The sequence below is a fragment of the Cupriavidus sp. WKF15 genome, assembly GCF_029278605.1.
Taxonomy (GTDB): Bacteria; Pseudomonadota; Gammaproteobacteria; order Burkholderiales; family Burkholderiaceae; genus Cupriavidus.
The window spans coordinates 354267-377573 of record NZ_CP119573.1 but is presented as its reverse complement, the minus strand read 5'-3'; the positions used below and the strand labels follow the sequence as shown (position 1 = coordinate 377573).

Sequence of the window (23307 nt, the reverse complement as noted above, 5' to 3'; positions counted from 1 at the left end):
TGTGCTTGAGTGGAATGAGTTGTCAGGGGGAGGCGTCACGCCGCTTGCGTGAGGCCGACGGCTTGTTCCTTGCGCCGGCGCCCGGCGCGGTGGCTGTAGTGCATCCAGACCAGGCTGACGCACACGGTGCCGTACATCAGCATGAAGCAGCTGCTGCGCACGCCGGTGAGATCGGCCAGCGCGCCGAACAGGATCGGCAGCACGAAGCCGCCCAGCCCGCCGGCCAGGCCCACCACGCCGGAGACGGCGCCGATGTTGTGCGTGAAATCGTTCGAGATGAACTTGAAGACCGAGGCCTTGCCGATGGCGAACGCGATGCCGACCACGAACAGCAGGAAGGTGAACACCGTGGGCGTGAGCGCGATGCGGAAGCTCTGCGGGCCCGTGGTGGTGTGGATCACGAAGTCGGTCTGCGGGTAGCTCAGCAGGAAAAAGCCGACCCAGCTCACCCACATCACCCACCAGGTGGTGCGGTGCGCGCCGTAGCGGTCGGAGATCCAGCCGCCGATCGCGCGCAGCACGCCGCCCGGCAGCGAGAAGCACGCCGCCAGGAACGCGGCCACCTTCATGTCGAAGCCGTACTCGCCGATGTAGTACTTGGTCATCCACAGCGACAGGCCGACATAGCCGCCGAACACGACCGAGTAGTACTGCGAGTAGCGCCACACGCGCGGGTCGCGCAGCATGGCGAACTGTTCGCGCCAGCCGGTGCTGGACGATACGCGGTGGGCGGGATTGCTGCGCGATCCGATCCAGAACACGACGGCCGTCACCAGCATCGCCACCGAGTACACGCGCGGCACGATTTCCCACGTGCCCGCGGCCAGGATCAGCGCGGGCGCGACGAACTTGGTCAGCGCGGCGCCCGAGTTGCCGGCGCCGAAGATGCCCATGGCCAGCCCCTGGCGCGAACGCGGGAACCAGCGCGCGACGTAGGGCGTGCCCACCGAGAACGAACCGCCGGCCAGGCCCACGAACAGGCCCAGCACGAGCAGCTGCCACAGGGTGTGCGCGTACGAGATCAGCCAGATCGGGATGACCGTGGCCAGCATCAGCACGAAGAAGACGACGCGGCCGCCGTAGCGGTCGGTCCAGATGCCGAGCGGCACGCGGATCAGCGAGCCGCTCAGCACGGGCGTGGCGGCCAGCAGGCCGAACTCGGTCTCGTTGAGTCCGAGCTCTTTCTTGAGCGGGATGCCGAGGACGGCGAACAGCATCCAGACGGCGAAGCAGATGGTGAAGGCGAAGGTGCTCGATGCCAGAGTCGTCCATGCTCCGGGAGGGACGGGCTCCGGCATTCGCGCCGCGCGTGTGGGGGTGGCCATGGCCATGCTCCTGTGTCAACTTTGACGGGATGACGCCAGAGTAGGCATGGGCGTTACGGCTGACCATTCGCCGGGAGCACAGGCCGCCACGCCACGGAACCTGCTGGTGGAGCTAGTTCCATCGGCGGAGGACGACGGCGGCATCAGGGTGCTATCGTGGTCGCAGCCCGCCTGGACACGGCATCAACCCGTGACAAGGATCAAATTTCTCGCACGCGCCCATCATGGAAACCATCCCTATCCTGCCCGCTCGCGGCCCGCGCAAGTCGCCGGAAGCCGGTCCGCCACCGCGCGGTTTCGCTCTGTTCGCGCTCGGTTTCCGGCCGTTCTACCTGGGCGGCGCGGTGTTCGCGGCGATCGCCGTGGCCGTATGGGCGGCCATGTTCGGCGGCATGGCGGGCATGGCGCCGTCTGGCGCCTTGCCGCCGATGCTGTGGCACGCCCATGAGATGGTGTTCGGCTTTGCCGCGGCCATCGTGGTGGGCTTCCTGTTCACGGCCGGGCGCGCGTGGACCGGGCAACCGACGCCGACCGGCGCGCCGCTGGCCTGCCTGTTCGCGCTGTGGCTGGCCGGGCGCGGTGCCATGTGGTTCGGTACGGGCGCTCTGGCGGCGTGGATCGACTGCGCGTTCCTGCCGCTCGCCGCGCTCGCATTCACGCGTACGCTGGTCAGGGGCGGCAACCGCCGCAACTATCCGCTGGCGTTCGCGCTATGGCTGCTGGCGCTGGCCAATGCGTCGAGCCTCGGGCTGCAGGCCGCAGGCCACACCGACGCGGCACTGCGCGCCTGCCAGGCCGGGGTTGCGCTGATCACGCTGTTCGTGATCGTGATCGGCGGCCGCGTGATCCCGATGTTCACGACCAACGCCGTTCCCGGCTTCCGCCTGCGCCAGTATCCGAAGGTCGACCGGCTGGTGGTGCCGGCCGCGGTGCTGGGCCTGCTGGCCGGGCTGTTGCCGTTGCCGGGATGGCTGTCGGCCGTGCTGCCCTTGCCGGCCGCCGTGGCGCTCGGCATCCGCGTGGCCGGCTGGCGCGGCTACGCGGTCGGAAACCGGCCGCTGCTGTGGTCCCTGCACCTGGCCTATGCGTGGCTGCCGCTGGCCTTCGTGCTGCACGCCGCCGCCAGATTGGGGCTGGTGATGCCGGCTATCGCCACGCATGCGCTCACGGTCGGCGTGCTCGGTGGCGCGATCATCGCCATGGTCACGCGCACGGCGCTGGGACATACGGGGCGGATGCTGGCGGCGGGGCGTGCGGAGACCGCGGCCTACTGGCTGGTGGCAGCGGCCGCCGTACTGCGCGTCATCGGGCCGCTGCTGTGGCCGGCCTGGTACCTGCACTGGATATACGGTGCGGCCGGCTGCTGGGCGGTCGGGTTCGTGATCTACGCGGTGGTCTACGCGCCGCGGCTGGCGCGGCCCAGGATCGACGGGAAGCCAGGCTGACGGGACCCGGCTAGGAATGCCTTCGCTCGCGACGCCCGGGATGCCGAAGATGACGGCAAGGGCAGACTGGCTGTGGATGGCGAAGGGCTAGGGTGCTTGCGGATTGCAGCCTGGATTTTTCGGTGGCGATGGCCAGCTGGGACTGGTGGCGCGGTCTGGAGGTTTGATTGCTGCATTGCACCACGCGACGCCAGAATGCGCGATCATCGCGGAGCAGGGCTGTGCGCTGGTCGAAGGCCGCAGCGTGGCGCAAACCGGATGCTTAAAAAATGGGCGGTCCGGTGCGTTGGCGCACAGACTGGGCGTTCCGGGGGAGACGCGCGAGGATATCCACAGATTCTGTGGATATCCTTGTCGGATTTTCAACGTGGGTTTCTACCAACGACGGGCCCTCCGGCTTGGGCGTATGCTGGGCGCTCCGCCCCGGCCTGCCGCTTGCCGTTCGGCGACCCGGCATGCATTCCCTTTCCTCCAGACACCATGCGAAACCACGGGCCGACGGCAGTACCGATCCTGACCATGCTGGCTGGTGCCATCATGGCGGCCGGCTGCGTGGCGCAGTACCGCGTGCCGTCCGGCGCTCCGGTGGCCAGCGTGCGCCTGATGACGGATACCGATGACAACACCACCTTCACGGTGGTGGATCCCGCCAGATGCCCGGCCCCGGCCCGCCCGCTGGTCCTGGCCGGGACCGGCAAGCAGCTTTCGGCGATCGGGCGGGACCGTGGGCTCGAGATGGCCGGGACCTCGCCCGAGCCGCCGGCGCGCACGCGGGAGCGCCAGGTGGAGGCGGGCCGGAGGATCTATGTGGGCGTGAGTTCGACCGCTGCGCCGCCCCTGCCAGAACTGCGCTGCGCGGCGGGGGTGTCGTTCGTGCCCGCGCCGGGGGCGCAATACGAAATCCGCTATAAGCGTGACGAAACCGCGAGCCAGTGCTCGGCCCAGGTGCTGCGCCTGCAACCGCTGCCGTCAGGCGGTGCACGGCCGGTGGCCGAACCGACGCAGCAGGGCTTCCGCGCGCTGAGGAAGGAATACGTGTGCCAGGCGTCCTGACGGCGCCCGGCCGGGCCTGCCCCTGACGGGGCGGCCGCGCGGGATTACGACTCGATCAGGAAACGTTCCGGGCGCTTGCCCAGCCATGCCGGGGCACGGCCGCGACCCGACCAGGTCTTGCCGGTCTTCGGGTCCATATACTTCGGCGGCAGCGGAGCGTGCTCCGCCTTCTTGATGCTCGAACCGGCCGGCCGGCCACGGCCGCGGCGCGGCGCGATGTCGTCTGCAGTCAGGCCATATTCGGCCATCAGCGAGCGGATCTGGTCGATTACGCCGGCGACTTCCGTCGCCCTGACTTCATTGAGCTTGGCTTCGAGCGCTTCTTTTTCTGCAAGGAGTTGCTTGTATGTCGCCATTTATATTCCCCTTTTTCGGCAATTGACCGCTGCATAGTACTGCAAACTACCTGCGGATATGACATTGGCATGCTGCGGCGGACACAAAAATATTTTACAAAATATCGCGCAGCTTGCACGACTGTATTGTTACAGACAGGGCGGTCGCGAGAAATCGCGGGGATTGTCGGGGCAATGCCATTGCCTTGTTTCGCGGCTTTGGCTATTGCTAAAGGCAGGAAATGGATTCTCCTCCAGAGGTGTGGAACGAGTTTGCCGGTCGCGCATGCGCGACCGCATTCCGCTATCCAGTCGGCTTGCGTGGAAATCCGTTATGTCCTTGCAGCGGGCATCAGGCTTCCCCTGGCATTCCCCGGTGCGGCGGGGCTGTGCATGACCGGCAGGACGGACATTGCCGGCACATCGCACTCAATCGGGGCGAGCGCGGCGGCCTCGATAAGGCATGCGGATTCAGTGAGGTGTTGATAGCAGAACAATGGCGAGCGCATGTTGCCATGGTGATGAATGGCTGGATTGCGCGTATGGGAGCATTGCCGGCGCGAAGCACGGAGAAATTCCCGCGTGGCCAGCGTGCAATAAAAAAATGCCCCGGGAAAGCAGGAATCCCGGGGCCTAAATCCACCGTGTGGCGGTGGAGGAGACATTGTTGAATTCACTCCGGACAACCGCGCCAGGGGCAGCGGCCATCCGATTGAAGCGCCTGTTTCAGATTGCCCAGCCGCCGGCATAGAACGCGGCCAGCGCAATGGCAATGGCCACGGTACCGACATTAAGCTTGCGCCATTCGCCGGAGACGATGCGGCCGACAACCAGGGTGCAGAAGCCGAGCATGATGCCGGTGACGATATTGCAGGTCAGCACGATGAACACCGCGCACACCAGGCCCGACAGCGCATCGACCAGGTCATCCATGTGCAGGCGCGAGACGCTCGACAGCATCAGCAGACCCACGTACATCAGTGCCGGCGCGGTGGCGTACGACGGCACTAGGGCCGCCAGCGGCGAGAAGAACATCACGGCCAGGAACAACAGGCCGACCACCACGGCGGTCAGGCCGGTCTTGGCGCCGGCGGCGACGCCGACGGTCGACTCGATATAGGCCGCGGCCGGGGCGCCGCCGAACATGGCGGAGAAGATCGAGCTGACCGAGTCCGCGGTCAGCGCACGACCGCCGTTGCGGATATGGCCGCTGGCATCGAGCTGGCCAGCCTGGCCCGCCACGGCGCGGATCGTGCCGGTGGCATCGAACACCGCAGTCATCACCAGTGCCAGCACGCTCGGCAGCACGGCAGCGGACAGTGCGCCACGGATATCCATGGCGCCGATCAGCGACTGGTGGCCGGGCGCGCTCAGCGAAGGCAGGGCGAACACGCCGGTGAACTTCACGGCGGGGTCGAAGATCAGGCCCAGCACCGAGATGGCGACGATCACCAGCAGGATGCCCCCCGGCACGCGGCGGCGCTCCAGGCCGAAGATGGCGGCCAGGCCCAGCACCGACATCACCACCGGAAACGCGGTGATCTTGCCCAGCGTGACAGGCAGGCCCGCGCCGCTGTTCTTGACCACCAGGCCGACCTCATTGGACGCGATCAGCAACAGGAACAGGCCAATGCCGATCCCCGCGCCATGGGCCACGCCGGCCGGCAGGTTGCGCAGGATCCAGGAGCGCACCCCGGTGACGGAAATCGCGGTGAACACTACGCCCATCAGGAATACCGCGCCAAGCGCCACGGCCGGCGACAGTCCCTGTCCCAATACCAGGCCGAAAGCCATGAAGGCTGTCAGTGAAATGGCGCAGCCAATGGCGATCGGCAGCTTGGCCCACACGCCCATCAGCAGCGAGCCGAACGCCGTGGTCAGGCACACCGCCACGAACACCGCGCTCGTGTCAAAGCCAGCCTTGCCGAGCATGCCCGGCACGACAAAGACCGCGTAGACCATGGCCATGAAGGTGGTCACGCCGGCCACCAGTTCCTGGCGCTGCGTGCTGCCGCGCGCCGTGATCTGGAAATAGGCGTCGAGCTTGTTCTTGACTTCGGGGGGGGCGGAATCGACTTCCGTCACTGACGGATAGGGCTGTTCGATCATGATGATCTGTCTCCTTGCAGGGCGCTGTCGCGGCCGACGGATAGGCCGTGGGCAGGCTTTGTCTCACGTGGTTCTAGGTATCGGCCGTGGCAATACTCGTTGTCCGGCCGGTTTTATCGGTGTGCCTGCTGTCTGTCGCCTTCTATGGGCGCGATCTGGGCAAGGCTGAAGGCTAGGCGACGCGTGGCGAGTCGTCATAACCCCGGCAAAATGCGCGGTATGCCTGGATGGGAATAGTGAATGTGATGAATTACCGTCTTCGTGGCGGCGGGTGACGCCAACGGCGGGCGAAGGCATTCTGCCATTATCACTTGGGGCAAATGCGGCCTATAGGTAATGACCCGTATGCCGTGCGAGTGGCTTCGTTAAACTAGTGATAACCCTCGAATCGAGCCAGGCGCTGGCTGCTGCATAAAGTAAGTGCGGCTTGATTCCCTTTTTGCCAACCCCTTCTCCGCCTGGAATCTTCTCATGCAAGTGCTTGCCGATACCCTTTATCGCCAATTTCCGCGCCGCCATTCGGCTGCCGCGCCCGCTGTCCCGACGCGCGATATGGCCATGTACGCCCGCATGGGCAGCGGGCGCTCGCTGGCCGCGCGCGTGCGTGATTACTTTGCTCGGGGCTGGATGCTGCATATGGAGAACGCCCGCCGGGCGGCGCCCATTACCTGGCTCTGAGCGGTTCCGAGCGCCGAAGAGCATCAGCGGATAGTGAGGACGGACCAGTTCCGGCCGCGAAAAAACGACGATCCGCCCTCACCAGCGTCTTACTGCAAGGATCTTCCACGGGCTGCGCGATGCTGGGCGGTCGATTCCGCTAGTGGATAGCTATTTGTGAACACTGTCTACATGCACTAGACTCGGAAGCACGCGCCCCGCATCGGGGCAGTTCCGCAGGAGCCATGATGACTGCCAGCACGGCGCCGCAAACCGACCCTCACCCGATTCCGACGCCCGACTCCGGCCCGGCGATGCTGCTGGTCGCCACGATCAAGGGCGCCTGGTTCCTGACCAGCGACGCGGCCCGGCGCAGCTGGGCGCTGCGCGGGCCGGTATTCCTGGGACACACCATCCACCATATCGTGCAGGACCCGCGCGAGCCCCGGCGCATGTTGATGGCTGCACGCACCGGCCATCTGGGCCCGACCGTATTCCGTTCCGACGACGGCGGCCAGAACTGGACCGAAGCCACCCGCCCGCCGGCCTTTGCCAAGGCGCCCGAAGGCGAGGCCGGACGCGTGGTCGACCATGTCTTCTGGCTGACGCCCGGACACGCGAGCGAGACCGGCACGTGGTACGCCGGCACATCGCCGCAGGGCCTGTTCCGCAGTACTGACCATGGTGCAAGCTGGGACTCCGTGACCGGCTTCAACGACCACCCGATGCGGCGCACCTGGACCGGCGGCGAGCAGGATGGCACGCCCGACGGCCCCAAGCTGCATTCCATCCTGGTGGATCCGCGCGACCCGAAGCACCTTTACATCGGCATGTCGAGCGGCGGCGTATTCGAAAGCACCGATGCCGGCGCCGACTGGAAGCCGCTGAACCGCGGCTGTGCCGCCGATTTCCTGCCGGACCCCAATGTCGAATACGGGCACGATCCGCACTGCGTGCTGCAGCATCCGGCCGCGCCCGACATCCTGTACCAGCAGAACCACTGCGGCATCTACCGCATGGACCGGCGCGAAGGGATCTGGAAGCGCATCGGCGACGCCATGCCGCGCGAGGTCGGGGACATCGGTTTCCCGATCGTTGCGCACCGGCGCGATCCCCGCACGGTGTGGGTATTCCCGATGGATGGCAGCGACGTCTGGCCACGCGTGAGCCCCGGCGGCAAGCCCGCGGTCTATGTCACGCGCGATGCCGGCGAATCCTGGCAGCGGCAGGACCGCGGCTTGCCGGCCGGGCAGGCCTGGCTCACGGTCAAGCGCCAGGCCATGGCGGCCGACGCGCAGTCGCCCGTGGGCCTGTATTTCGGCACCACCGGCGGCGAGGTCTGGGCCAGTGCCGACGAGGGAGAACACTGGCAGTGCATCGCCAGCCATTTGCCGCATATCTACGCGGTGCAGTCCGCGCGGCCAGCCTGAGCCGGGGTCCGGGCCATGCGCGTGCATATTGCCTCGCCACTGCTTTCCTACACCGGCCAGCAATCGATGGTGCAAGCGCGCGGCGGCACCATCGGCCAGATGCTCGAGGACCTTGACCGGCAATTCCCCGGCATGCGCTTTCGCATCGTCGACGAGCAGGACAAGCTGCGGCCGTATATCCGCGTCTTCGTCAATCGCGTGCAGTGGATGCGGCTCGACGCGCCGCTGCGCGACGATGACGAAATCCACATCCTCCAGGCGCTCGCCGGCGGCTAAACCGCCGTCGCGTTGCCTGCACCGCGCCCCGCACCTTGATCTGGCGCAGGGGCGTGCCTTAAATCCCCGATCCTGCTTGCCGTTATCCAGGCATCGTGCGTCTGCTGTCCGCCTGCCGCCAGGCCGCAGACCGCCTGTACCGCAGCGGCAACCAAAGGCCAATCGGCATGCAAGGGGAGCATCACATGAGCAGTTCGATGAGGGACATCGACGAGCGCACCAACCTGACCAACAACAACCAGTTCGAGCTGCTGTTGTTCCGGCTGGGCGACGCCGAGCATTCAGGCCAGTCCGAACTGTTCGGCATCAACGTCTTCAAGGTTCGCGAAATCCTGGTGATGCCGCCGGTCACCACGGTGGTCGGCGCCGATCCGTCGATCCTGGGCATGGCCGATATCCGTGGCCAGGTGATCCCGGTCATCGACCTGCCGCGCCTGGTGGGCTGCAAGCCCGCCAACGGCCTCGGCATCCTGCTGGTGACCGAATATGCGCGTTCGACGCAAGGGTTTGCGGTGGAGGCGGTCGAGGAAATCGTGCGGCTGGAGTGGAACCAGGTGCATTCGGCCGAGGCCACCGTGCGCACGGGCCACGTCACCAGTATCGCCAAGCTGGATGCCGGCACGGACCAGGCACGTCTGGTGCAGGTGCTGGACGTCGAGCAGATCCTGCGCGACGTATTGCCGTCGCGCCAGCCCGATGTCGTCCCGGATGCCGTCGGCCCGCAGCTCACCCTGCCTCCCGGCACCAAGGTCATTGCCGCCGATGATTCGGCACTGGCACGCGGGCTGATCGAACAGAGCCTGAAGGCGCTCGGCGCGCCGGTGGTCATGACCAAGTCGGGCAAGGAGGCCTGGGAGCTGCTCGACAGCATGGCCGCGGAGGCGGCCAGCAACGGCCGCTCCATCCATGACGAGGTGGCGCTCGTGCTGACCGATCTGGAAATGCCGGAGATGGATGGCTTCACGCTGACCCGCAAGATCAAGGCGGACAGCCGCCTGAAAACGCTCCCCGTGGTGATTCATTCATCTCTTTCCGGGGAGGCCAGCGAGGAACACGTACGCAAGGTCGGCGCCAACGCTTACGTCGCCAAGTTTGTTGCCAAGGAATTGGCCGATACTATTCGCACCGTGCTGGTGCACTAAGCGCGCACGCTGTATCGCATCAGGCACAGAATGGCCGGCGGCGCAACCATTTCCCCACGCCGGCCGGTTGCCTAGAATTTAGGCAATCCAGTGTTTCCCAGTCCCGGCGCGCCTTTTGCGGTTGTCAATAGGCCGGATATCCACCGTTCCTGTGGATAGATTTCCGGTGATTCGGCCGCCTCGTACCAACGGATGAGGCGGCGCCCGAAACTTCCGGGGGTCGGACGGCCCCGCCGCCCGGCCCTCACCCTGCTACTTTGGCTGGGCCACCACCCGGAGATAGGGCTTCAGCGTCTTGAAGCCGTTCGGATACTTTTTCCGGGCGTCTTCGTCCGAGACCGAAGTCGGGATGATCACGTCGTCGCCCGGTTTCCAGTTGACCGGCGTCGCCACGGTATGCTTCGCATTGAGCTGCAGCGAGTCCAGCAGCCGCAGGACTTCGTCGAAATTGCGGCCGGCGCTCATCGGGTACGCCAGCATGGCCTTGATCTTCTTGTCCGGCCCGATCCAGAACACCGAGCGGATGGTCGCGTTATCCACAGCCGTGCGCGGGCCGCCGCTGGCTTCCGGATGGATCATGTCGTAGAGCTTGGCCACCTTCAGGTCGGGGTCGCCGATCATCGGATAGTTCACCGCATGGCCCTGCGTCTCTTCGATATCCTTGGCCCAGCGAGCGTGGTCCCCGACCGGGTCGATGCTCAGGCCGATGATCTTCGTATTGCGCTTGTCGAACTCGGGCTTGAGGCCGGCCATGTAGCCAAGTTCGGTGGTGCACACGGGCGTGAAGTCCTTCGGGTGCGAGAACAGGATGGCCCAGCTGTCGCCGATCCATTCATGGAAGCGGATCGGGCCCTGCGTGGTCTCGGCGGTGAAGTCAGGGGCTTCTTCGCCTATTCGAATCGCCATGATCGAACTCCTTGGTCTTGTGGTGAAGGTGGGGTGGGCTCGCTGCCCGCTTGCCAGGCCCTTGCGGGCGGCTAGTGGAACACCAGCACGGGAATCGCGCTGTGTGTGAGGACCCGGTGTGTCTCGCTGCCGATCAGCATGGCCTGCAGGCCGCGCCGCCCGTGCGATGACATCACGATCAGGTCGCAATCTCTTTGCTGCGCCGTCTGCACGATGGCCTGCCACGGGTGGTCGTCCGTGGCGGTGACCGTTTCGCACGGCACGCCTGCCTGCGTGGCTGCCCGGCTCAGTGCGGCCAGGAATTCGTCAGCATGGCGCGCCGCTTCCGCGGCGAATGTCTCCCGCGTGTCCTGCAGGCTGGTCAGCCGGTAGGTCATCAGGTGGTACTGGGGAATCACATGCAAGCCGGTGACGCGGGCGCCGACGCGTCCGGCGAAGGTCATGGCGCGCGCAATCATTGCATCGGCACGGGGCGAGCCGTCCGTGGGAACCAGGAAGTGCTTGAACATCGTGTCCTCCGCTTGCCAGTCCACTGAAAGCCGGCGCGTTGCCGGCTGGTGCACGCCCCGGTCCGCGCGGGCCACTCAAGTATAGGAATTGACTGCCTGTCGCGACAGCCCGTCAGTGTACTTTCCGGCATCACCGCGCAACCCCCGGGCGGGGGTCGCCGGTGATTGTCGAGGATTAACACATCGTTATCATCCGATGTGCTTGCCGATCATCCGACGACAAAGGTGCCCCAATGATGATTGCGCTGCGTGCCGTTCAGGGACATGACCGGCCTGCAGAAGCTGGAGGAGGTGATCGGCAAGCTCTGGCGGCGCAGCGGGGTGGTGGTGCTGTGCAAAGCCAATGCGCGCGTGCGCCAGACGCTCATGCGTGCCGGCGTGCTGGCGGCACTGGGGAAGGAACTACCAGGAAACGCTGGCCGATGCGACCGGGCGCTGCGCGCGGATCGCGCCGCAGGTACGACGGTTCTCAGGCCTTGACGGCCGGGCCCTTCTTCCGGCCGGCGGGCTTTGCCTTGGTAGCGTAGTCCACGCCGTGCTGCGCGAGATATTCGCGAATGAGTTGCCGCACCACTTGCGATGGCGTCAGGTCCTGCGATGCGCACAGGGTCTCGAAAGCCTTTTTCTTGACCGGGTCGATCAGGATGGTGAGGCGGGCGGTCTTGGATTCCATGGAAGTCAGTCGCGATGCGCGGCGGCGATCGGAACCGCATTATATACAGGACCCAAGCAGGGCCAATGCCGCGCCAATGCAGCGCCAATGCGCCCGGCCTGCCTACAGTTCCTCCTCGATCGGCAGCATTCGCAGCAGTCCCTGCCCGAGATGCTGCCACGCGCCCATGCCGGGTTCGCTGTCATAGGTGCGTAGCAGGCCGTTCTCGCGCGTCACCCATTCCAGGTGCGCGGCGTTGCCGTCGGTGCCGGGGGCCAGCATGACCTTGTAGGCGATGTCGAGCATGGCCTGGTCCAGGTCCTTGCCGAGCGCCGCGCACAGCGGCGCGCTGTCGACCACCACGCCCATCTCGGTATTGAGCCGGGCCGAGCGTGGGTCCAGGTTGAGCGAACCGACGAACAGCAGGTGCCGGTCGACCATATAGCTCTTGGCATGCAGGCTCGCGCGGCTCTTGCTGATCATGCTGCGGTGCGCGTGCTTGCCTTCGCGCGCCATCTCGGCATAGGCCGAAGGCTTGAGCTCGTACAGTTCCACGCCGGCTTCGAGCAGGTCCTTGCGCCACGGCGAGTACCCCGCATGCACGGCGCTGACATCCGTGGCGGCGAAGGAGTTGGTCAGGATGCGCACCGTCACGCCACGCTTCGTCATCTGCGCAAGCCAGTCGACCGACTTGCGGTCGGGCACGAAATAAGGCGAGACCAGCGCCAGTTCCTGCTGCGCGCTGCCAAGCAGCTTCGCCAGCTTCGGAATGGCATGGCTGGAATCATCCTCTGGCGGCAGCGTGACCTTCGCCGCCTTGTCGGCGATGACGGTAGCGTGGCCCCAGTACGCGGGGAGCTTGCCGCTTTCCAGGGCCTGTGCCAGTCCAGATGCCTGCAAGGCCTGCGAATACTCGCCGCCGCGGGCTTCGGCCACGTGCTGGTCGAGGTATTCGCGCACCGCCTGCAGCTGCGCGGCCGCGTCCGCGGGCGGCTTGGCCAGCGCGCCGACCGGGTACGCGGCGGCGCCGTTCCAGTAGTCGTCGAAGACCGCCGAGACCTCCGGCACCACCGGGCCTGCCAGCAGCAGGTCCAGGTCGGTGAAGTCAGAGCCCTTGTCGGCGGAGAAATACGCGTCGCCGATATTGCGCCCGCCGACGATGGTGAGCTGGTTGTCGGCCGTCATCGACTTGTTGTGCATGCGGCGGTTCAGCCGGCTGTAGTCGAGGGCCATCTCGGCCATGCGCAGGCTGCGCGCCGTGAACGGGTTGAACAGGCGCACTTCGATATTCGGGTGATCGTCGAACGCGGAGAGGGTGCGGTCCTGGCCGGACATGTGCAGGTCATCTAGCAGCAACCGCACGCGCACACCGCGGTCGGCCGCGGCGATGATGTCGGCCAGCAGCGTCTTGCCGGTCAGGTCGCCGTCGTAGATGTAGTACTGCACGTCCAGCGTGCGCTGCGCGGCCCTGGCCAGCGCCAGCCGTGCGACCAGCGCGTCGGGACCGCTGGCGAGCGGATAGAAGGCCGACTGGCCCGGGTGCGCGGACAGCTTCGGCGCCATGGTGCGGCCTAGCAGCGTGCCGGACGTATCGGTGACCGCGTAGGAGGCAACGCGCCCATTCTGCGGCGGCAGGCTGGCGCAGCCGGCCATCAATAGTCCTGCAGCCAGCAGGGACGCGAGGCGGCAGAGCCAGCGGGACGTCGGACCGCGGTGGTCATGGATCGCGGGCATCGCTTCTCCTGGGCAGGGGCCAGCCTCCTGTGTAGCGCGTTTTGCACCCATGCGCCAGTCCTTCGCCGGCCTGCACTACTATCAAGACGTACCATCAAGACGAAGCGAACCGCCAGTCAGGAGACCGCCATGGACCAGGAAGCCTTCAACATGAGCATCCGCAAGTTCCTCAAGACCGTAGGGGTCAGTTCGCAGCGCGAGATCGAGCAGGCCGTGGCGGCCGCGCTGGCCAGTGGCGAGCTGGCCGGGAACGAGATCCTGCCGGTCAAGATGACGCTGGAGCTCGGCAAGCTGAAGCTGAGCGCGACGTTCGACGGCGACATCCGCCTGGCCTGACGGGGCGGACCGGACGGACGAGGTGCCTATTCGGGCAGCGCCAGGTCGGCGATCACCGCCGCGAGGAAGCGCGCCGCCTCGCCGCCGGTGACCACGCGGTGGTCGAAGGTCAGGCTCAGCGGTATCACGCGATGCACCGCCGGCACGCCGCCGGCGGCCACCACCTCGTCGCGGATGTGGCCGGCGCCGAGGATCGCCACGGTCGGCGGCACCACGATCGGCGCGGCATAGCGGCCCGCGATCATGCCGAAGTTGGACAGCGTGATGGTGCTGCCCCGCATTTCTTCAGGCGCGATGGTGCGCGCGCGGATATCGGCGCGCATGCGGTCCAGGCCGTGGCGCAGGTCCGCCGCGTCGCGGTTGCCCACATTGCGCAGGACCGGCACGAACAGGCCTTCGGGCAGGTCGGCGGCAATGCCCACGTCGATCTTCTGCATCACGTGGCGCTTGCCGGTCTGGCCTTCGTACCAGGCATTGAGGCCCGGCTCCGCGCGGCACCCGGCGACCAGCGCCCGCACCAGGCGGATGGTGACGTCGTGCGTGCCCTGCCAGGCATGGATATCCGCGTCGTCCATCACGGTCGCGGCGGCGACCTCGCTCTGCGCGCGCGCCATGTTCTGCGCCATCGCGCGGCGCACGCCGCGCAGCACTTCGCCCGGGCCGGTTTCGGCCAGCGTCGAGGCGACGCGCTCCACGTCCGCGGCCGTGACCACGCCATCTGCGCCGGACGGGTTTGCCATCGCCAGGTCCACGCCCAGGCGACGCGCGAGCGCGCGCACCGCCGGCGTGGCCTTGATGCCGGCGCCACCCGCGCCGGGTGCGAGCGGCGTGGCCGACTCGGCCACCACGTGCGAGCCAACCTTGACCGCGCCGACCACGGTGCCCGCATCGGCATCATCGCCGGCGCCCTCGAAGCCGGCGAGCGGCGCGCCCAGGTGCACGATGTCGCCGGCCTGCGCGAACAGCTTGCCGACCGTGCCGGCGTACGGCGACGGAATCTCGACAATCGCCTTGGCCGTTTCCACCGACAGCAGCGGCTGGTCGGCGGCCACGGTGTCGCCGACCTTGACGTGCCAGGTCACGATCTCGGCCTCCTGCAGGCCTTCGCCCAGATCGGGCAGCTTGAACACTCTCATGGTTGCGTCCCCGGATCGTCAGCCGGCCAGCGCCTTGCGCACGGCATCGACAATGCGCGCCACGCTGGGCAGGTAGGTATGCTCGAGCCGCGCCAGCGGCACCACGGTGTCGAATCCCGTCACGCGCTGCACTGGCGCCGCCAGCGAGTACAGGCCGGCATCGGCCAGCCCCGCCGCGATCTCCGCGCCGAAGCCGGCGGTGCGCGGCGCCTCGTGCACGATCACGCAGCGGCTCGTGCGCGCCACCGATTCGAGGATGGTCTGCATGTCGAGTGGCTTGAGCGTGGCCACGTCGATCACGGCGGCGGACACGCCCTCTTCGGCAAGCTGGTCCGCGGCGGCCAGCGTTTCCTGCACCATCGCGCCCCAGCTCACCAGCGTGACATCGCTGCCTTCGCGCAGCGTGAAGCAGGCGTCGAGCGGCAACGCCGCGCCGTCATTGGCGACCTCCTGGCGGAACAGCCGGTACAGGCGCGTCGGTTCCAGGAAGATCACCGGATCGGGGTCGTTGATCGCGGCCAGCAGCAGGCCATAGGCGCGCGCGGGCGACGACGGGATGACGACGCGAATGCCGGGGATGTGGGCGAACATGGCCTCGGGGCTTTCCGAATGATGCTCGGGCGCGTGGATGCCCGCGCCGAACGGCGAGCGCACCACCAGCGGGCAGCCCAGCCGGTTGCGCGTGCGGTGCCGCATGCGCCCGGCGTGGTTGATGATGTTGTCGATGGCCGGATAGATGAAGCCCGTGAACTGGATCTCGGCCACCGGCTTGAGCCCCATTGCCGCCATGCCGATCGCGGCGCCGACAATGCCGGCCTCGGCCAGCGGGGTGTCCAGCACGCGCAGCGGACCGAAGCGGGCCTGCAGGCCGACCGTGGCGCGGAACACGCCGCCATTGACGCCGATGTCCTCGCCCAGCAGCAGTACGTCGGGGTCATGTTCCAGCGCGTAGCCCAGCGCCTGGTTGACGGCCTCGACCAGAGTGATTTCAGCCATGGTGCGCTCGCTCAGTTCGGGTTGGGCTGGCCATGCGGCGCGGCGTAGCGCCGCGCTGTCGCCAGCTGTTCCTGCAGCGCCGCCGGCATGGTGGCGAACAGGCAGTCGAACATCGCCTCCGGTTCCGGCGGCGGCAGCGCCAGGTAGGCTTCGACGGCTTTTGCCACTTGCTGCGAGCACTCGCGCACCAGCGCCTCTTCGCGGCCCGCGTCCCATGCATCGAGCTTCAGCAGGTGCTCGCGCAGCCGGAGCAGCGGCTCGGCCTGCCAGTGCGCCTTGACGGTCGACTCGTCGCGGTAGCGCGACGCATCGTCGGCCGTGGTGTGGTCGCCAAGCCGGTAGGTGACGGCCTCGATCAGCGCCGGCCCTTCGCCGGCGCGGGCACGCTCGATGGCCTCGCCCACGCGGTGCCGCACGGCGACCACGTCGTTGCCGTCGATCTGTTCGCCCGGAATGCCCGCCGCGATCGCTTTCTGCGCGAGCGTGTGCGCGGCCGTCTGGCGGCTGCGCGGCATGGAGATGGCCCACTGGTTGTTGCTCACGACGATGACCAGCGGCGCATGCCAGGCACCGGCCATGTTCATGCCCTCGTAGAAGTCGCCCTTCGAAGTGCCGCCATCGCCGAGCATGCAGACCGCGACGCGTGGCTCCTTGCGCAGCAGGAACGCATAGGCCACGCCTGCGGCATGGGATACCTGCGTGCCGATCGGCACATTGTTGCCGAAGTCATGCGGCGCTGCCGCAAATCCGCTGCCGCGTTCGTCGCCACCCCAGTACAGCAGGCTCTCGGTCATGGTGACGCCGCGCACAAACTGCGCGGCATGTTCGCGGTACGACGGCACCAGAACGTCCTCGGGCCGCATCGCGCTGGCCACCCCTACGCCGACCGCTTCCTGCCCGAGCGCCGAGGCGAACGTGCCGATCTTGCCGGTGCGCTGCAGCGCAATGGCCTTGAGGTCGAACTGGCGGGTCAGCACCATCGCGCGGTACAGCGGCAGCAGCGCGTCCGGATCGGTGGCGAATGGCGGGAGAGGGGAAGAAGAAACCGGGGATGCGCCCGGCAGGTCCAGGTACCGTGTGTAGCCGATGTCAAAGCTCGCAACCGTGCCCATGTGGGAGGCCTCCGATGTGCGTGTCAGGGATCCCGCGCATCCTTGTGGAACGGCAGGACCGGGTCGGGTTGCTTTGAGTTTAGGGCATGGGCGCGCGTACGGGGGACGGAAAGCGGCGTTTGTGTTACTCGGGGCGCAGAAGCGTGGCCGCCTCGCAACCCTGGCATCGAAAGCAAGAAAGGCTCCCGGGGGAGCCTTTCCGTGCTGGCTGCGATCAGCGGATCAGCGCGGCCGCCTACCTCTGGTAAGCCGGCGGCACGAAGCCCGCGAAGCGCTGCTGTGCCACGGCCTTGAACTCGGCCGACTGGTAGGCCTCGCGAATGTCCTTCACGAACGGCTTGTTGAGATCGGCCGTCTTCACCGCCACCAGGTTCATGTAGTAGTCGGGAATCTTCTCGAGCGCCAGCGCCGAGGTCAGCTTCATCCCCGCGGCCAGCGCGAAGTTGCCGTTGACGAAGGCATAGTCCACGTCATCGAGCGAGCGCGGCAGCTGCGCCGCTTCGAGCTGGATCAGCTTGAGCTTGTGCGGGTTGCTGTCGATGTCGCGCTCCGACGCGCGGATGCTGTCGGTGCCCGGCTTGAGCGTGACCCAGCCGATCTGCTGCAGGATGGTGATGGCGCGCGCGAAGTTGGTCGGGTCGTTGGGCAGCGACACCGTGGCGCCGGCCTTCACTTCCGTCAGGGCCTTGTGCTTGTTGCTGTAGATGCCGATCGGCGCGGTCGGCACCTGGACGACTTCGGACAGCTGCAGCTTGCGGTCGGCCGAGAACTTCTTCAGGTAGGCCACGTGCTGGAACGCGTTGGCATCGATCGCGCCATCGGCCAGGGCCAGGTTCGGCTGCACGTAGTCGCTGAACTCGACGATGGTGACCTTGTAGCCGCGCTTTTCCAGCACCGGCTTCACGCCGTAGCGGATCTGGTCGGCGTACGGGCCGGCCGTCGCGCCAAAGCGGATTTCCTTCTTGTCCGGATCGGCAGCGCCCGCCGCCTGCATCACGCCAACTGCCAGCACGGCTGCGAACAGCCGGATCCCCTTGCCGATCTTCATCAAAGCTCCCCCGTGGTTTTCGGAATGGCGCAGCGTTCAGCTGCATGGTCGGGCCATTGTAGGGAGGGGCAGACAATGAGGGAACGAGTAATTCGTCATGCCCATATGCTGGAAGCACATATGGGCACGGCGGCGCTCAGGTGGAAGCCAGCGCGCGGTCGAGGTCCTCGATCAGGTCATCGATGTGCTCGATGCCGATGGACAGGCGCACCATGTCCTCGCTCACGCCCGCGGCCTTGAGCTCGTCGGCGTTGAGCTGGCGGTGCGTGGTGGAAGCCGGATGCGTGGCCAGCGACTTGGCGTCGCCGATGTTGACCAGGCGCGTGAACAGCTGCAGTGCGTCGAGGAAACGTGCGCCGCCTTCACGCCCGCCGGCCTTCAGGCCGAACGACAGGATGCCGGGGCCGCGGCCGCCCAGGTACTTCTGCACGAGCGCGTGGTCGGTGTGTTCGGGCAGGCCGGCGAAGTTGACCCAATCGACCTTGGGATGCTTCTGCAAGTGCCTGGCGATGGCCAGCGCGTTTTCGGTAATGCGGTCCAGGCGCAGCGCAAGGGTTTCAATGCCCTGCAGGATCAGGAACGCATTGAAGGGCGACAGCGCCGCGCCGGTATTGCGCAGCGGCACCACGCGTGCGCGGCCGATGTAGGCAGCCGGGCCCAGCGCTTCGGTGTAGACCACGCCGTGGTAGGACACGTCGGGTTCGTTCAGGCGCCTGAAGCGTTCCTTGTGCCTGGCCCACGGGAACTTGCCGCTGTCGACGATGGCGCCGCCCACGCTGTTGCCGTGGCCGCCCAGGTACTTGGTCAGCGAATGCACGACGATGTCCGCGCCGTGCTCGAACGGCCGGCACAGGTACGGCGACGGCACGGTGTTGTCGACGATCAGCGGCACGCCGTGGTTGTGCGCCACGCGCGCAATGGCTTCGATGTCGACCACATTGCCAAGCGGATTGCCCACTGATTCCACGAACACGGCCTTGGTGCGCTCGTCGATCAGGTCGCCGAAGCTCGCCGGGTTGCGGCCGTCGGCAAAGCGCGTCTCGATGCCCGACTGCGGCAGCGTGTGCGCGAGCAGGTTGTAGGTGCCGCCGTAGAGCTGGCTGGACGAGACGATGTTGTCGCCGGCCTCCGCGATGGTCTGGATGGCGTAGGTGATGGCCGCCATGCCCGAGGCCAGCGCCAGCGCGCCGACGCCGCCCTCCAGCGCGGCCAGGCGCTGCTCCAGCACGTCGTTGGTCGGGTTCATGATGCGGCTGTAGATGTTGCCGGGCACCTTCAGGTCGAACAGGTCCGCACCATGTTGTGCGCTGTCGAACGAGTAGGCGACGGTCTGGTAGATCGGGACCGCAACAGCGCGCGTGGTCGGGTCGGGCGAATAGCCGCCGTGGACGGCAATGGTTTCAAGTCTCATGATCGGGTTGTTATGGGTCGGGTGCTGGACCGGCATGCGTGAGGTAGATGCCGGGTGAAGCCGCAACGTACGGTGCGCCGGGCCTGGGCATGGTAGCAGCGCATGGTGCCCGGGGCCATGCGCGGCTACGAACCATATTGCATTTGCTTATGCGCGGCCAGCGCCGCCGGGAACGGTTCCGGCTCCGCTCAGGCCGCCCGGGTTGCCGCGTCCGCTGCAGCCTGGTTGGCCGGCTCCGCGGCGTCGCGCCGCACGCCGGACTTGACCGCCACGCTGGGGCGGCCGTCCGCGCCGACCGGCACGTCGCCGGCGATGGTCACGCGCCGTACCACGCGCCGCGCCTCGCCGTAGTCGTTGATCGCATAGTGCTGCGTGGCGCGGTTGTCCCAGATGGCCACGTCGCCCGTGCGCCAGCGCCAGCGCACCGTGTTCTCGAGGCGGTGCACGTGCCCCTGCAGTACCGCAACGAGGTGCGCGGAGTCCACCGAAGAGTAGCCGAGCAGCTTCTTGACGAAATGACCGAGCACCAGCGTGCGCTCGCCGGTTTCCGGGTGTACGCGGACCACCGGGTGCTCGGTCTCGTAGATGGCCGACGTGAACACTTCGCGGTAGCGCCTGACGCCGCCGGCATCGGGGTTGGCGCGCGTCGCCGCGTAGTCGTAGTCGTTGGTATGCAGTGCCCGCAGCTTGTCGGCCAGTTCGCGCAGCGAATCGGGCAGGTCCTGGTAGGCGGCCGCGGTGTTTGCCCAGACCGTGTCGCCGCCCGCCTCGGGAATCGTCACCCCGCGCAGCACCGAGACCTGCGGGTAGGCCAGGTCGAAAGTCACGTCGGTGTGCCAGGAATTGGCGCGTCCGCCATGCTCCGAATCGAGCTCGAGCACATTGCGCGTGCCCTCGCGCGAGGGCACCGTCGGATGCGGCACGAGGTCGCCGAACAGCCGGGCGAAGGCTTCCTGCGACGCGTCGTCGAGATGGCCCTGGTCGCGGAAGAACAGCACCTTGTAGCGCAGCAGTGCGGCGCGGATGGCGGCAAAGGTGGCCGCGGGCAGGTCGCCCCGCAGCGCCACGCCGCGTATTTCGGCGCCAAGGCGCCCGGCCACGGGATGGATGTCGAGTTGTGCCGGTTCGGTCTGCGGGTCCTGCTTGGCTTGCGTTTGGGTCATGGTCGGTCTCCGGGTGGCGACGGTTGGGTCAGACAGCAAACTGGAAAGTGGGGGGCAGGCGGTCGATGGCATCGGCCGCGCGTGCCGGGGCGTGCAGCGGCGGCTCGGCCAGCTCGGCCAGGCGCCCGGTGAACTCGCGCAGTACGCCGTCGCGCACGCGCGCAAAGGGCAGGGACGCGCGTTCGCGCGGATGCGGCAGGTCCACCGGCACGATGCGGCGGATGCGGCCGGGGCGCGGTTCCATCACCACCACGCGGTCGCCGAGGTAGACGGCTTCCTCGACGTCATGGGTCACCAGGATCATGGTGATGCCCTCGGCCTGCCAGATGCGGTGCAGTTCCTGCTGCAGGTAGGCGCGCGTGAGCGCGTCGAGCGCGCCGAACGGCTCGTCCAGCAGCAGGATGTCGGGGCGCGTCACCAGTGCGCGGGCAATCGCCACGCGCTGCGACATGCCGCCGGAAAGCTGGTGCGGATATGCCTGCTCGAAGCCCGCCAGCCCGACCAGCGCGATATGCTCGCGCACGTTGCGGCTCTTCTCGGCTTCGGTTCCGGGCGTATTCAGCAAGGACAGCCGGATGTTCTGTTCGACCGTCAGCCACGGGAACAACCGGTGTTCCTGGAACACGATGCCGCGCTGCAGGCTGGTGCCCGCCACGCGCCGGCCGTCGAGCAGGATCTCGCCGCGGTAGTCTTCTTCGAGCCCTACCACCAGCCGAAGCAGGGTGGACTTGCCGCAGCCGCTGGCGCCTACGATGCTGACGAACTCGCCCGGGGCGATGGTCAGCGTGACATCTTCGAGCACAGGCAGCGCCTGGCCTTTCACATCGTATTGCTTGTGCAGGTGCGCGATCTCGAGCGTGCCGGCATGTGCCATAAGGTTCTCCGTGTCAGGGTGTTCAAGCTGCGGCGACCGAGCGGCCGCGCCAGGCGAGCAGGCGTTGTTCGATGCGGCTGGCGATCCAGTTCAGCGTGAAGCCCACGAGGCCCACCACGATCACGCCGAAGATCACCAGGTCCATCCAGAAGTTCTCGCGGCCGTCGATCATGGTGTTGCCGATGCCCTTGCCTGACACCAGCAGGTACTCCGCGCCGAGCGTGGCGAGCCACGCGTAGATCAGCCCCAGGTGGATGCCGGCGAAGATCGACGGCGACGCCGACGGCAGCACCACGCGCCATAGCACCTGCGTGCGCGAGAACTTCAGCACGCGCGCCACCTCCAGCAGGTCGGCCGGCACGGCCCGGATGCCTTCGAAGGTATTGAGCACCACGGGGAAGAATGCCGCGAGCGACAGGAACACCACCTTGGCGGCATCGCCGAGCCCGAACCAGACCGAGATCAGCGGAATCCACGCGAACAGCGAGATCTGCTTGACGGTGTGGAAGGTGGGACCGACCAGCCGCTCGAACAGGCGGGACAGGCCGAGTGCCGCGCCGAACGCCAGCCCGGCGCTGGCGCCGAGCGCAAAGCCGGCAAGGTCGCGCCACAGGCTGGCGGAAAGAGAGACCGCCAGTTCGCCGCTGCTCGCCTGCCGGACCGCCGTCTCCCAGACCCTGGACACCGGCACCAGCAATGGCGATTTCGACCAGCCGAAGCGCACCGCTGCCCACCATAGCGCGAGCAACGCCAGCGGCAATACCCAGCCGCGCGCGGCGCGCGGAATGCGCGCGCGCCGCGGGAAAATGGTGGCTTGTGTCGTCATGCCCTGCTCCTCAGAAGCCCGGCTTGCGCCAGCGCAGCACCGCGCGCTCGGCGAGCGCCAGTGCCTTGTCCAGCGCAAGGCCCACCACACCGACCACCACCACGGCCGCGATCACCATGTCGAGCTGGAACAGCTGGCGCCCGTACACGATCATGTAGCCGAGCCCTTCGGACGAAGCCAGCAGCTCCACCACCACAAGCGCCAGCCACGCATGCGTCAGGCCGTAGCGGATGCCGTTCCAGACCGGCGCGGCGGCCGCGGGCAGCACCACGCGCGCGAGCGTCTGCCAGCGCGTCAGGCGCAGCACGCGCGCGACCTCGAGATAGCGCACCGGCACATTGCCGATGCCTTTGTATGTGTTGAGTGCAATCGGTACCAGCGCGGCCTTGGCGATCAGGATGACCTTGAGCGCTTCGTCGATGCCGACCAGCAGCATCAGCAGCGGCAGCCAGCCGAGCACGGGTACCTGGCTGAAGGCCTTGAAGGTGGGATAGACATAGTCGCGGAACGTTGGGAAGAGCCCCATCGCCGCGCCCAGCGCCAGTCCGCCGACAAGGCCGGCCGCGAAGCCGCTCGCCACGCGCAGCGCGCTGACGGCCAGGTTCGACTGCAGCTCGCCGCTTCGCCAGAGATCGGCCAGCGTCAGCGCCACCGACTCGGGCGTGGGCAACACCTGCGGCGGAATCCACTCGTAGCGCGCCGCCACGTACCAGAGCAGCAGCAGTGCAAGCGGCACGGGCCATGCCAGCAGCCACAGCGTGGCCTCGCGCCAGTGCCAGCCGGCGGCGCTGACGGCCGCGCGTGCGGGAAGCGCGATCGATTCGGCGGCCAT

24 protein-coding genes are annotated in these 23307 nt (G+C 67.2%); 8 read left to right on the top strand and 16 right to left on the bottom strand.

The genetic code is table 11. From position 1 onward, the window contains the following. Positions 1–35 precede the first annotated feature (35 nt). A complete protein-coding gene (locus CupriaWKF_RS19075; protein WP_276103322.1) occupies positions 36–1298 on the bottom strand; it encodes a nitrate/nitrite transporter in 1263 nt (420 codons plus the stop codon). Between the two features lie 251 nt (positions 1299–1549). On the opposite strand from CupriaWKF_RS19075, the gene CupriaWKF_RS19070 reads away from it, so the two are divergent. Then, a complete protein-coding gene (locus CupriaWKF_RS19070; protein ID WP_276102335.1) occupies positions 1550–2770 on the top strand; it encodes an NnrS family protein in 1221 nt (406 codons plus the stop codon). Positions 2771–3250: 480 nt separating this feature from the next. Further along, a complete protein-coding gene (locus CupriaWKF_RS19065; RefSeq protein ID WP_346348618.1) occupies positions 3251–3823 on the top strand; it encodes a hypothetical protein in 573 nt (190 codons plus the stop codon). 44 nt (positions 3824–3867) lie between these two features. Here CupriaWKF_RS19065 and CupriaWKF_RS19060 read toward each other — a convergent pair whose 3' ends face one another. Beyond that, the gene (locus CupriaWKF_RS19060) at positions 3868–4179 is read right to left on the bottom strand and encodes an H-NS histone family protein (protein WP_276102334.1); all 312 of its coding nucleotides are present in this window, start codon (positions 4177–4179) and stop codon (positions 3868–3870) included. A gap of 705 nt (positions 4180–4884) precedes the next feature. Then, the gene (locus CupriaWKF_RS19055) at positions 4885–6267 is read right to left on the bottom strand and encodes an NCS2 family permease (RefSeq protein WP_276102333.1); all 1383 of its coding nucleotides are present in this window, start codon (positions 6265–6267) and stop codon (positions 4885–4887) included. Positions 6268–6738: 471 nt separating this feature from the next. Here CupriaWKF_RS19055 and CupriaWKF_RS19050 point away from each other — a divergent pair, with 471 nt between their 5' ends. From CupriaWKF_RS19050 to CupriaWKF_RS19035, 4 genes are all read left to right on the top strand, one after another. After that, positions 6739–6945: a hypothetical protein gene (locus tag CupriaWKF_RS19050; protein ID WP_276102332.1), complete on the top strand. Its 207-nt coding sequence runs from the start codon at positions 6739–6741 to the stop codon at positions 6943–6945. Positions 6946–7169: 224 nt separating this feature from the next. Next, a complete protein-coding gene (locus CupriaWKF_RS19045) occupies positions 7170–8354 on the top strand; it encodes a glycosyl hydrolase (protein ID WP_276102331.1) in 1185 nt (394 codons plus the stop codon). 15 nt (positions 8355–8369) lie between these two features. Continuing rightward, positions 8370–8630 (top strand): MoaD/ThiS family protein, encoded by a 261-nt coding sequence (locus CupriaWKF_RS19040; RefSeq protein WP_276102330.1) that lies wholly within the window; start codon positions 8370–8372, stop codon positions 8628–8630. Positions 8631–8815: 185 nt separating this feature from the next. Continuing rightward, the gene (locus tag CupriaWKF_RS19035; protein WP_276102329.1) at positions 8816–9772 is read left to right on the top strand and encodes a chemotaxis protein; all 957 of its coding nucleotides are present in this window, start codon (positions 8816–8818) and stop codon (positions 9770–9772) included. Positions 9773–10024: 252 nt separating this feature from the next. Here the strand turns inward: CupriaWKF_RS19035 and CupriaWKF_RS19030 are convergent, their stop codons facing one another. Both CupriaWKF_RS19030 and CupriaWKF_RS19025 read right to left on the bottom strand, forming a co-directional pair. Further along, positions 10025–10678 (bottom strand): peroxiredoxin, encoded by a 654-nt coding sequence (locus CupriaWKF_RS19030; RefSeq protein ID WP_276102328.1) that lies wholly within the window; start codon positions 10676–10678, stop codon positions 10025–10027. 71 nt (positions 10679–10749) lie between these two features. Then, positions 10750–11187: a universal stress protein gene (locus tag CupriaWKF_RS19025; RefSeq protein WP_276102327.1), complete on the bottom strand. Its 438-nt coding sequence runs from the start codon at positions 11185–11187 to the stop codon at positions 10750–10752. Between the two features lie 264 nt (positions 11188–11451). On the opposite strand from CupriaWKF_RS19025, the gene CupriaWKF_RS19020 reads away from it, so the two are divergent. Beyond that, entirely contained in the window at positions 11452–11667 is a 216-nt protein-coding gene (locus tag CupriaWKF_RS19020; protein ID WP_276102326.1) for a hypothetical protein, read from the top strand. On the opposite strand, the gene CupriaWKF_RS19015 is transcribed toward CupriaWKF_RS19020, so the two are convergent. Beyond that, positions 11657–11860, bottom strand: a complete 204-nt coding sequence (locus CupriaWKF_RS19015) for a CopG family transcriptional regulator (protein ID WP_276102325.1) — start codon at positions 11858–11860, stop codon at positions 11657–11659. The genes CupriaWKF_RS19020 and CupriaWKF_RS19015 overlap by 11 nt on opposite strands. A gap of 102 nt (positions 11861–11962) precedes the next feature. After that, entirely contained in the window at positions 11963–13573 is a 1611-nt protein-coding gene (locus tag CupriaWKF_RS19010; RefSeq protein ID WP_276102324.1) for a phospholipase D family protein, read from the bottom strand. A gap of 129 nt (positions 13574–13702) precedes the next feature. Here CupriaWKF_RS19010 and CupriaWKF_RS19005 point away from each other — a divergent pair, with 129 nt between their 5' ends. Then, a complete protein-coding gene (locus CupriaWKF_RS19005) occupies positions 13703–13909 on the top strand; it encodes a DUF6494 family protein (protein ID WP_276102323.1) in 207 nt (68 codons plus the stop codon). Between the two features lie 26 nt (positions 13910–13935). Here CupriaWKF_RS19005 and CupriaWKF_RS19000 read toward each other — a convergent pair whose 3' ends face one another. From CupriaWKF_RS19000 to CupriaWKF_RS18960, 9 genes are all read right to left on the bottom strand, one after another. After that, a complete protein-coding gene (locus tag CupriaWKF_RS19000; protein WP_276102322.1) occupies positions 13936–15045 on the bottom strand; it encodes a dihydrolipoamide acetyltransferase family protein in 1110 nt (369 codons plus the stop codon). An 18-nt stretch (positions 15046–15063) separates the two neighbouring features. Continuing rightward, entirely contained in the window at positions 15064–16041 is a 978-nt protein-coding gene (locus tag CupriaWKF_RS18995) for an alpha-ketoacid dehydrogenase subunit beta (protein WP_276102321.1), read from the bottom strand. An 11-nt stretch (positions 16042–16052) separates the two neighbouring features. After that, complete coding sequence (gene pdhA, locus CupriaWKF_RS18990) at positions 16053–17153, bottom strand: pyruvate dehydrogenase (acetyl-transferring) E1 component subunit alpha (protein ID WP_276102320.1); 1101 nt, start codon at positions 17151–17153, stop codon at positions 16053–16055. A gap of 235 nt (positions 17154–17388) precedes the next feature. Continuing rightward, positions 17389–18201, bottom strand: a complete 813-nt coding sequence (locus CupriaWKF_RS18985) for a MetQ/NlpA family ABC transporter substrate-binding protein (protein ID WP_276102319.1) — start codon at positions 18199–18201, stop codon at positions 17389–17391. Positions 18202–18337: 136 nt separating this feature from the next. Beyond that, positions 18338–19612, bottom strand: a complete 1275-nt coding sequence (locus tag CupriaWKF_RS18980) for an aminotransferase class I/II-fold pyridoxal phosphate-dependent enzyme (protein ID WP_276102318.1) — start codon at positions 19610–19612, stop codon at positions 18338–18340. Between the two features lie 188 nt (positions 19613–19800). Continuing rightward, positions 19801–20775 carry a TauD/TfdA family dioxygenase gene (locus CupriaWKF_RS18975; RefSeq protein ID WP_276102317.1) on the bottom strand — a complete coding sequence of 325 codons (975 nt, stop codon included), beginning with the start codon at positions 20773–20775 and terminating at the stop codon, positions 19801–19803. Positions 20776–20803: 28 nt separating this feature from the next. Next, positions 20804–21649: an ABC transporter ATP-binding protein gene (locus CupriaWKF_RS18970; RefSeq protein ID WP_276102316.1), complete on the bottom strand. Its 846-nt coding sequence runs from the start codon at positions 21647–21649 to the stop codon at positions 20804–20806. A gap of 22 nt (positions 21650–21671) precedes the next feature. Next, positions 21672–22475: an ABC transporter permease gene (locus CupriaWKF_RS18965; protein WP_276102315.1), complete on the bottom strand. Its 804-nt coding sequence runs from the start codon at positions 22473–22475 to the stop codon at positions 21672–21674. A 10-nt stretch (positions 22476–22485) separates the two neighbouring features. Beyond that, the gene (locus tag CupriaWKF_RS18960; protein WP_276102314.1) at positions 22486–23307 is read right to left on the bottom strand and encodes an ABC transporter permease; all 822 of its coding nucleotides are present in this window, start codon (positions 23305–23307) and stop codon (positions 22486–22488) included.

Bases quoted from the DNA above. Each gene is read 5' to 3' on its own strand.
- CupriaWKF_RS18995 (WP_276102321.1), bottom strand. From the start codon at position 16,041: ATGGCTGAAATCACTCTGGTCGAGGCCGTCAACCAGGCGCTGGGCTAC.
- CupriaWKF_RS19000 (WP_276102322.1), bottom strand. From the start codon at position 15,045: ATGAGAGTGTTCAAGCTGCCCGATCTGGGCGAAGGCCTGCAGGAGGCC.
- CupriaWKF_RS19040 (WP_276102330.1), top strand. From the start codon at position 8,370: ATGCGCGTGCATATTGCCTCGCCACTGCTTTCCTACACCGGCCAGCAA.
- CupriaWKF_RS18985 (WP_276102319.1), bottom strand. From the start codon at position 18,201: ATGAAGATCGGCAAGGGGATCCGGCTGTTCGCAGCCGTGCTGGCAGTT.
- CupriaWKF_RS19070 (WP_276102335.1), top strand. From the start codon at position 1,550: ATGGAAACCATCCCTATCCTGCCCGCTCGCGGCCCGCGCAAGTCGCCG.
- CupriaWKF_RS19075 (WP_276103322.1), bottom strand. From the start codon at position 1,298: ATGCCGGAGCCCGTCCCTCCCGGAGCATGGACGACTCTGGCATCGAGC.
- CupriaWKF_RS18960 (WP_276102314.1), bottom strand. From the start codon at position 23,307: ATGGCCGCCGAATCGATCGCGCTTCCCGCACGCGCGGCCGTCAGCGCC.
- CupriaWKF_RS19065 (WP_346348618.1), top strand. From the start codon at position 3,251: ATGCGAAACCACGGGCCGACGGCAGTACCGATCCTGACCATGCTGGCT.
- pdhA (WP_276102320.1), bottom strand. From the start codon at position 17,153: ATGGGCACGGTTGCGAGCTTTGACATCGGCTACACACGGTACCTGGAC.
- CupriaWKF_RS19025 (WP_276102327.1), bottom strand. From the start codon at position 11,187: ATGTTCAAGCACTTCCTGGTTCCCACGGACGGCTCGCCCCGTGCCGAT.
- CupriaWKF_RS18965 (WP_276102315.1), bottom strand. From the start codon at position 22,475: ATGACGACACAAGCCACCATTTTCCCGCGGCGCGCGCGCATTCCGCGC.
- CupriaWKF_RS19035 (WP_276102329.1), top strand. From the start codon at position 8,816: ATGAGCAGTTCGATGAGGGACATCGACGAGCGCACCAACCTGACCAAC.
- CupriaWKF_RS18975 (WP_276102317.1), bottom strand. From the start codon at position 20,775: ATGACCCAAACGCAAGCCAAGCAGGACCCGCAGACCGAACCGGCACAA.
- CupriaWKF_RS19020 (WP_276102326.1), top strand. From the start codon at position 11,452: ATGACCGGCCTGCAGAAGCTGGAGGAGGTGATCGGCAAGCTCTGGCGG.
- CupriaWKF_RS19030 (WP_276102328.1), bottom strand. From the start codon at position 10,678: ATGGCGATTCGAATAGGCGAAGAAGCCCCTGACTTCACCGCCGAGACC.
- CupriaWKF_RS19005 (WP_276102323.1), top strand. From the start codon at position 13,703: ATGGACCAGGAAGCCTTCAACATGAGCATCCGCAAGTTCCTCAAGACC.
- CupriaWKF_RS18980 (WP_276102318.1), bottom strand. From the start codon at position 19,612: ATGAGACTTGAAACCATTGCCGTCCACGGCGGCTATTCGCCCGACCCG.
- CupriaWKF_RS18970 (WP_276102316.1), bottom strand. From the start codon at position 21,649: ATGGCACATGCCGGCACGCTCGAGATCGCGCACCTGCACAAGCAATAC.
- CupriaWKF_RS19015 (WP_276102325.1), bottom strand. From the start codon at position 11,860: ATGGAATCCAAGACCGCCCGCCTCACCATCCTGATCGACCCGGTCAAG.
- CupriaWKF_RS19060 (WP_276102334.1), bottom strand. From the start codon at position 4,179: ATGGCGACATACAAGCAACTCCTTGCAGAAAAAGAAGCGCTCGAAGCC.
- CupriaWKF_RS19050 (WP_276102332.1), top strand. From the start codon at position 6,739: ATGCAAGTGCTTGCCGATACCCTTTATCGCCAATTTCCGCGCCGCCAT.
- CupriaWKF_RS19045 (WP_276102331.1), top strand. From the start codon at position 7,170: ATGATGACTGCCAGCACGGCGCCGCAAACCGACCCTCACCCGATTCCG.
- CupriaWKF_RS19010 (WP_276102324.1), bottom strand. From the start codon at position 13,573: ATGCCCGCGATCCATGACCACCGCGGTCCGACGTCCCGCTGGCTCTGC.
- CupriaWKF_RS19055 (WP_276102333.1), bottom strand. From the start codon at position 6,267: ATGATCGAACAGCCCTATCCGTCAGTGACGGAAGTCGATTCCGCCCCC.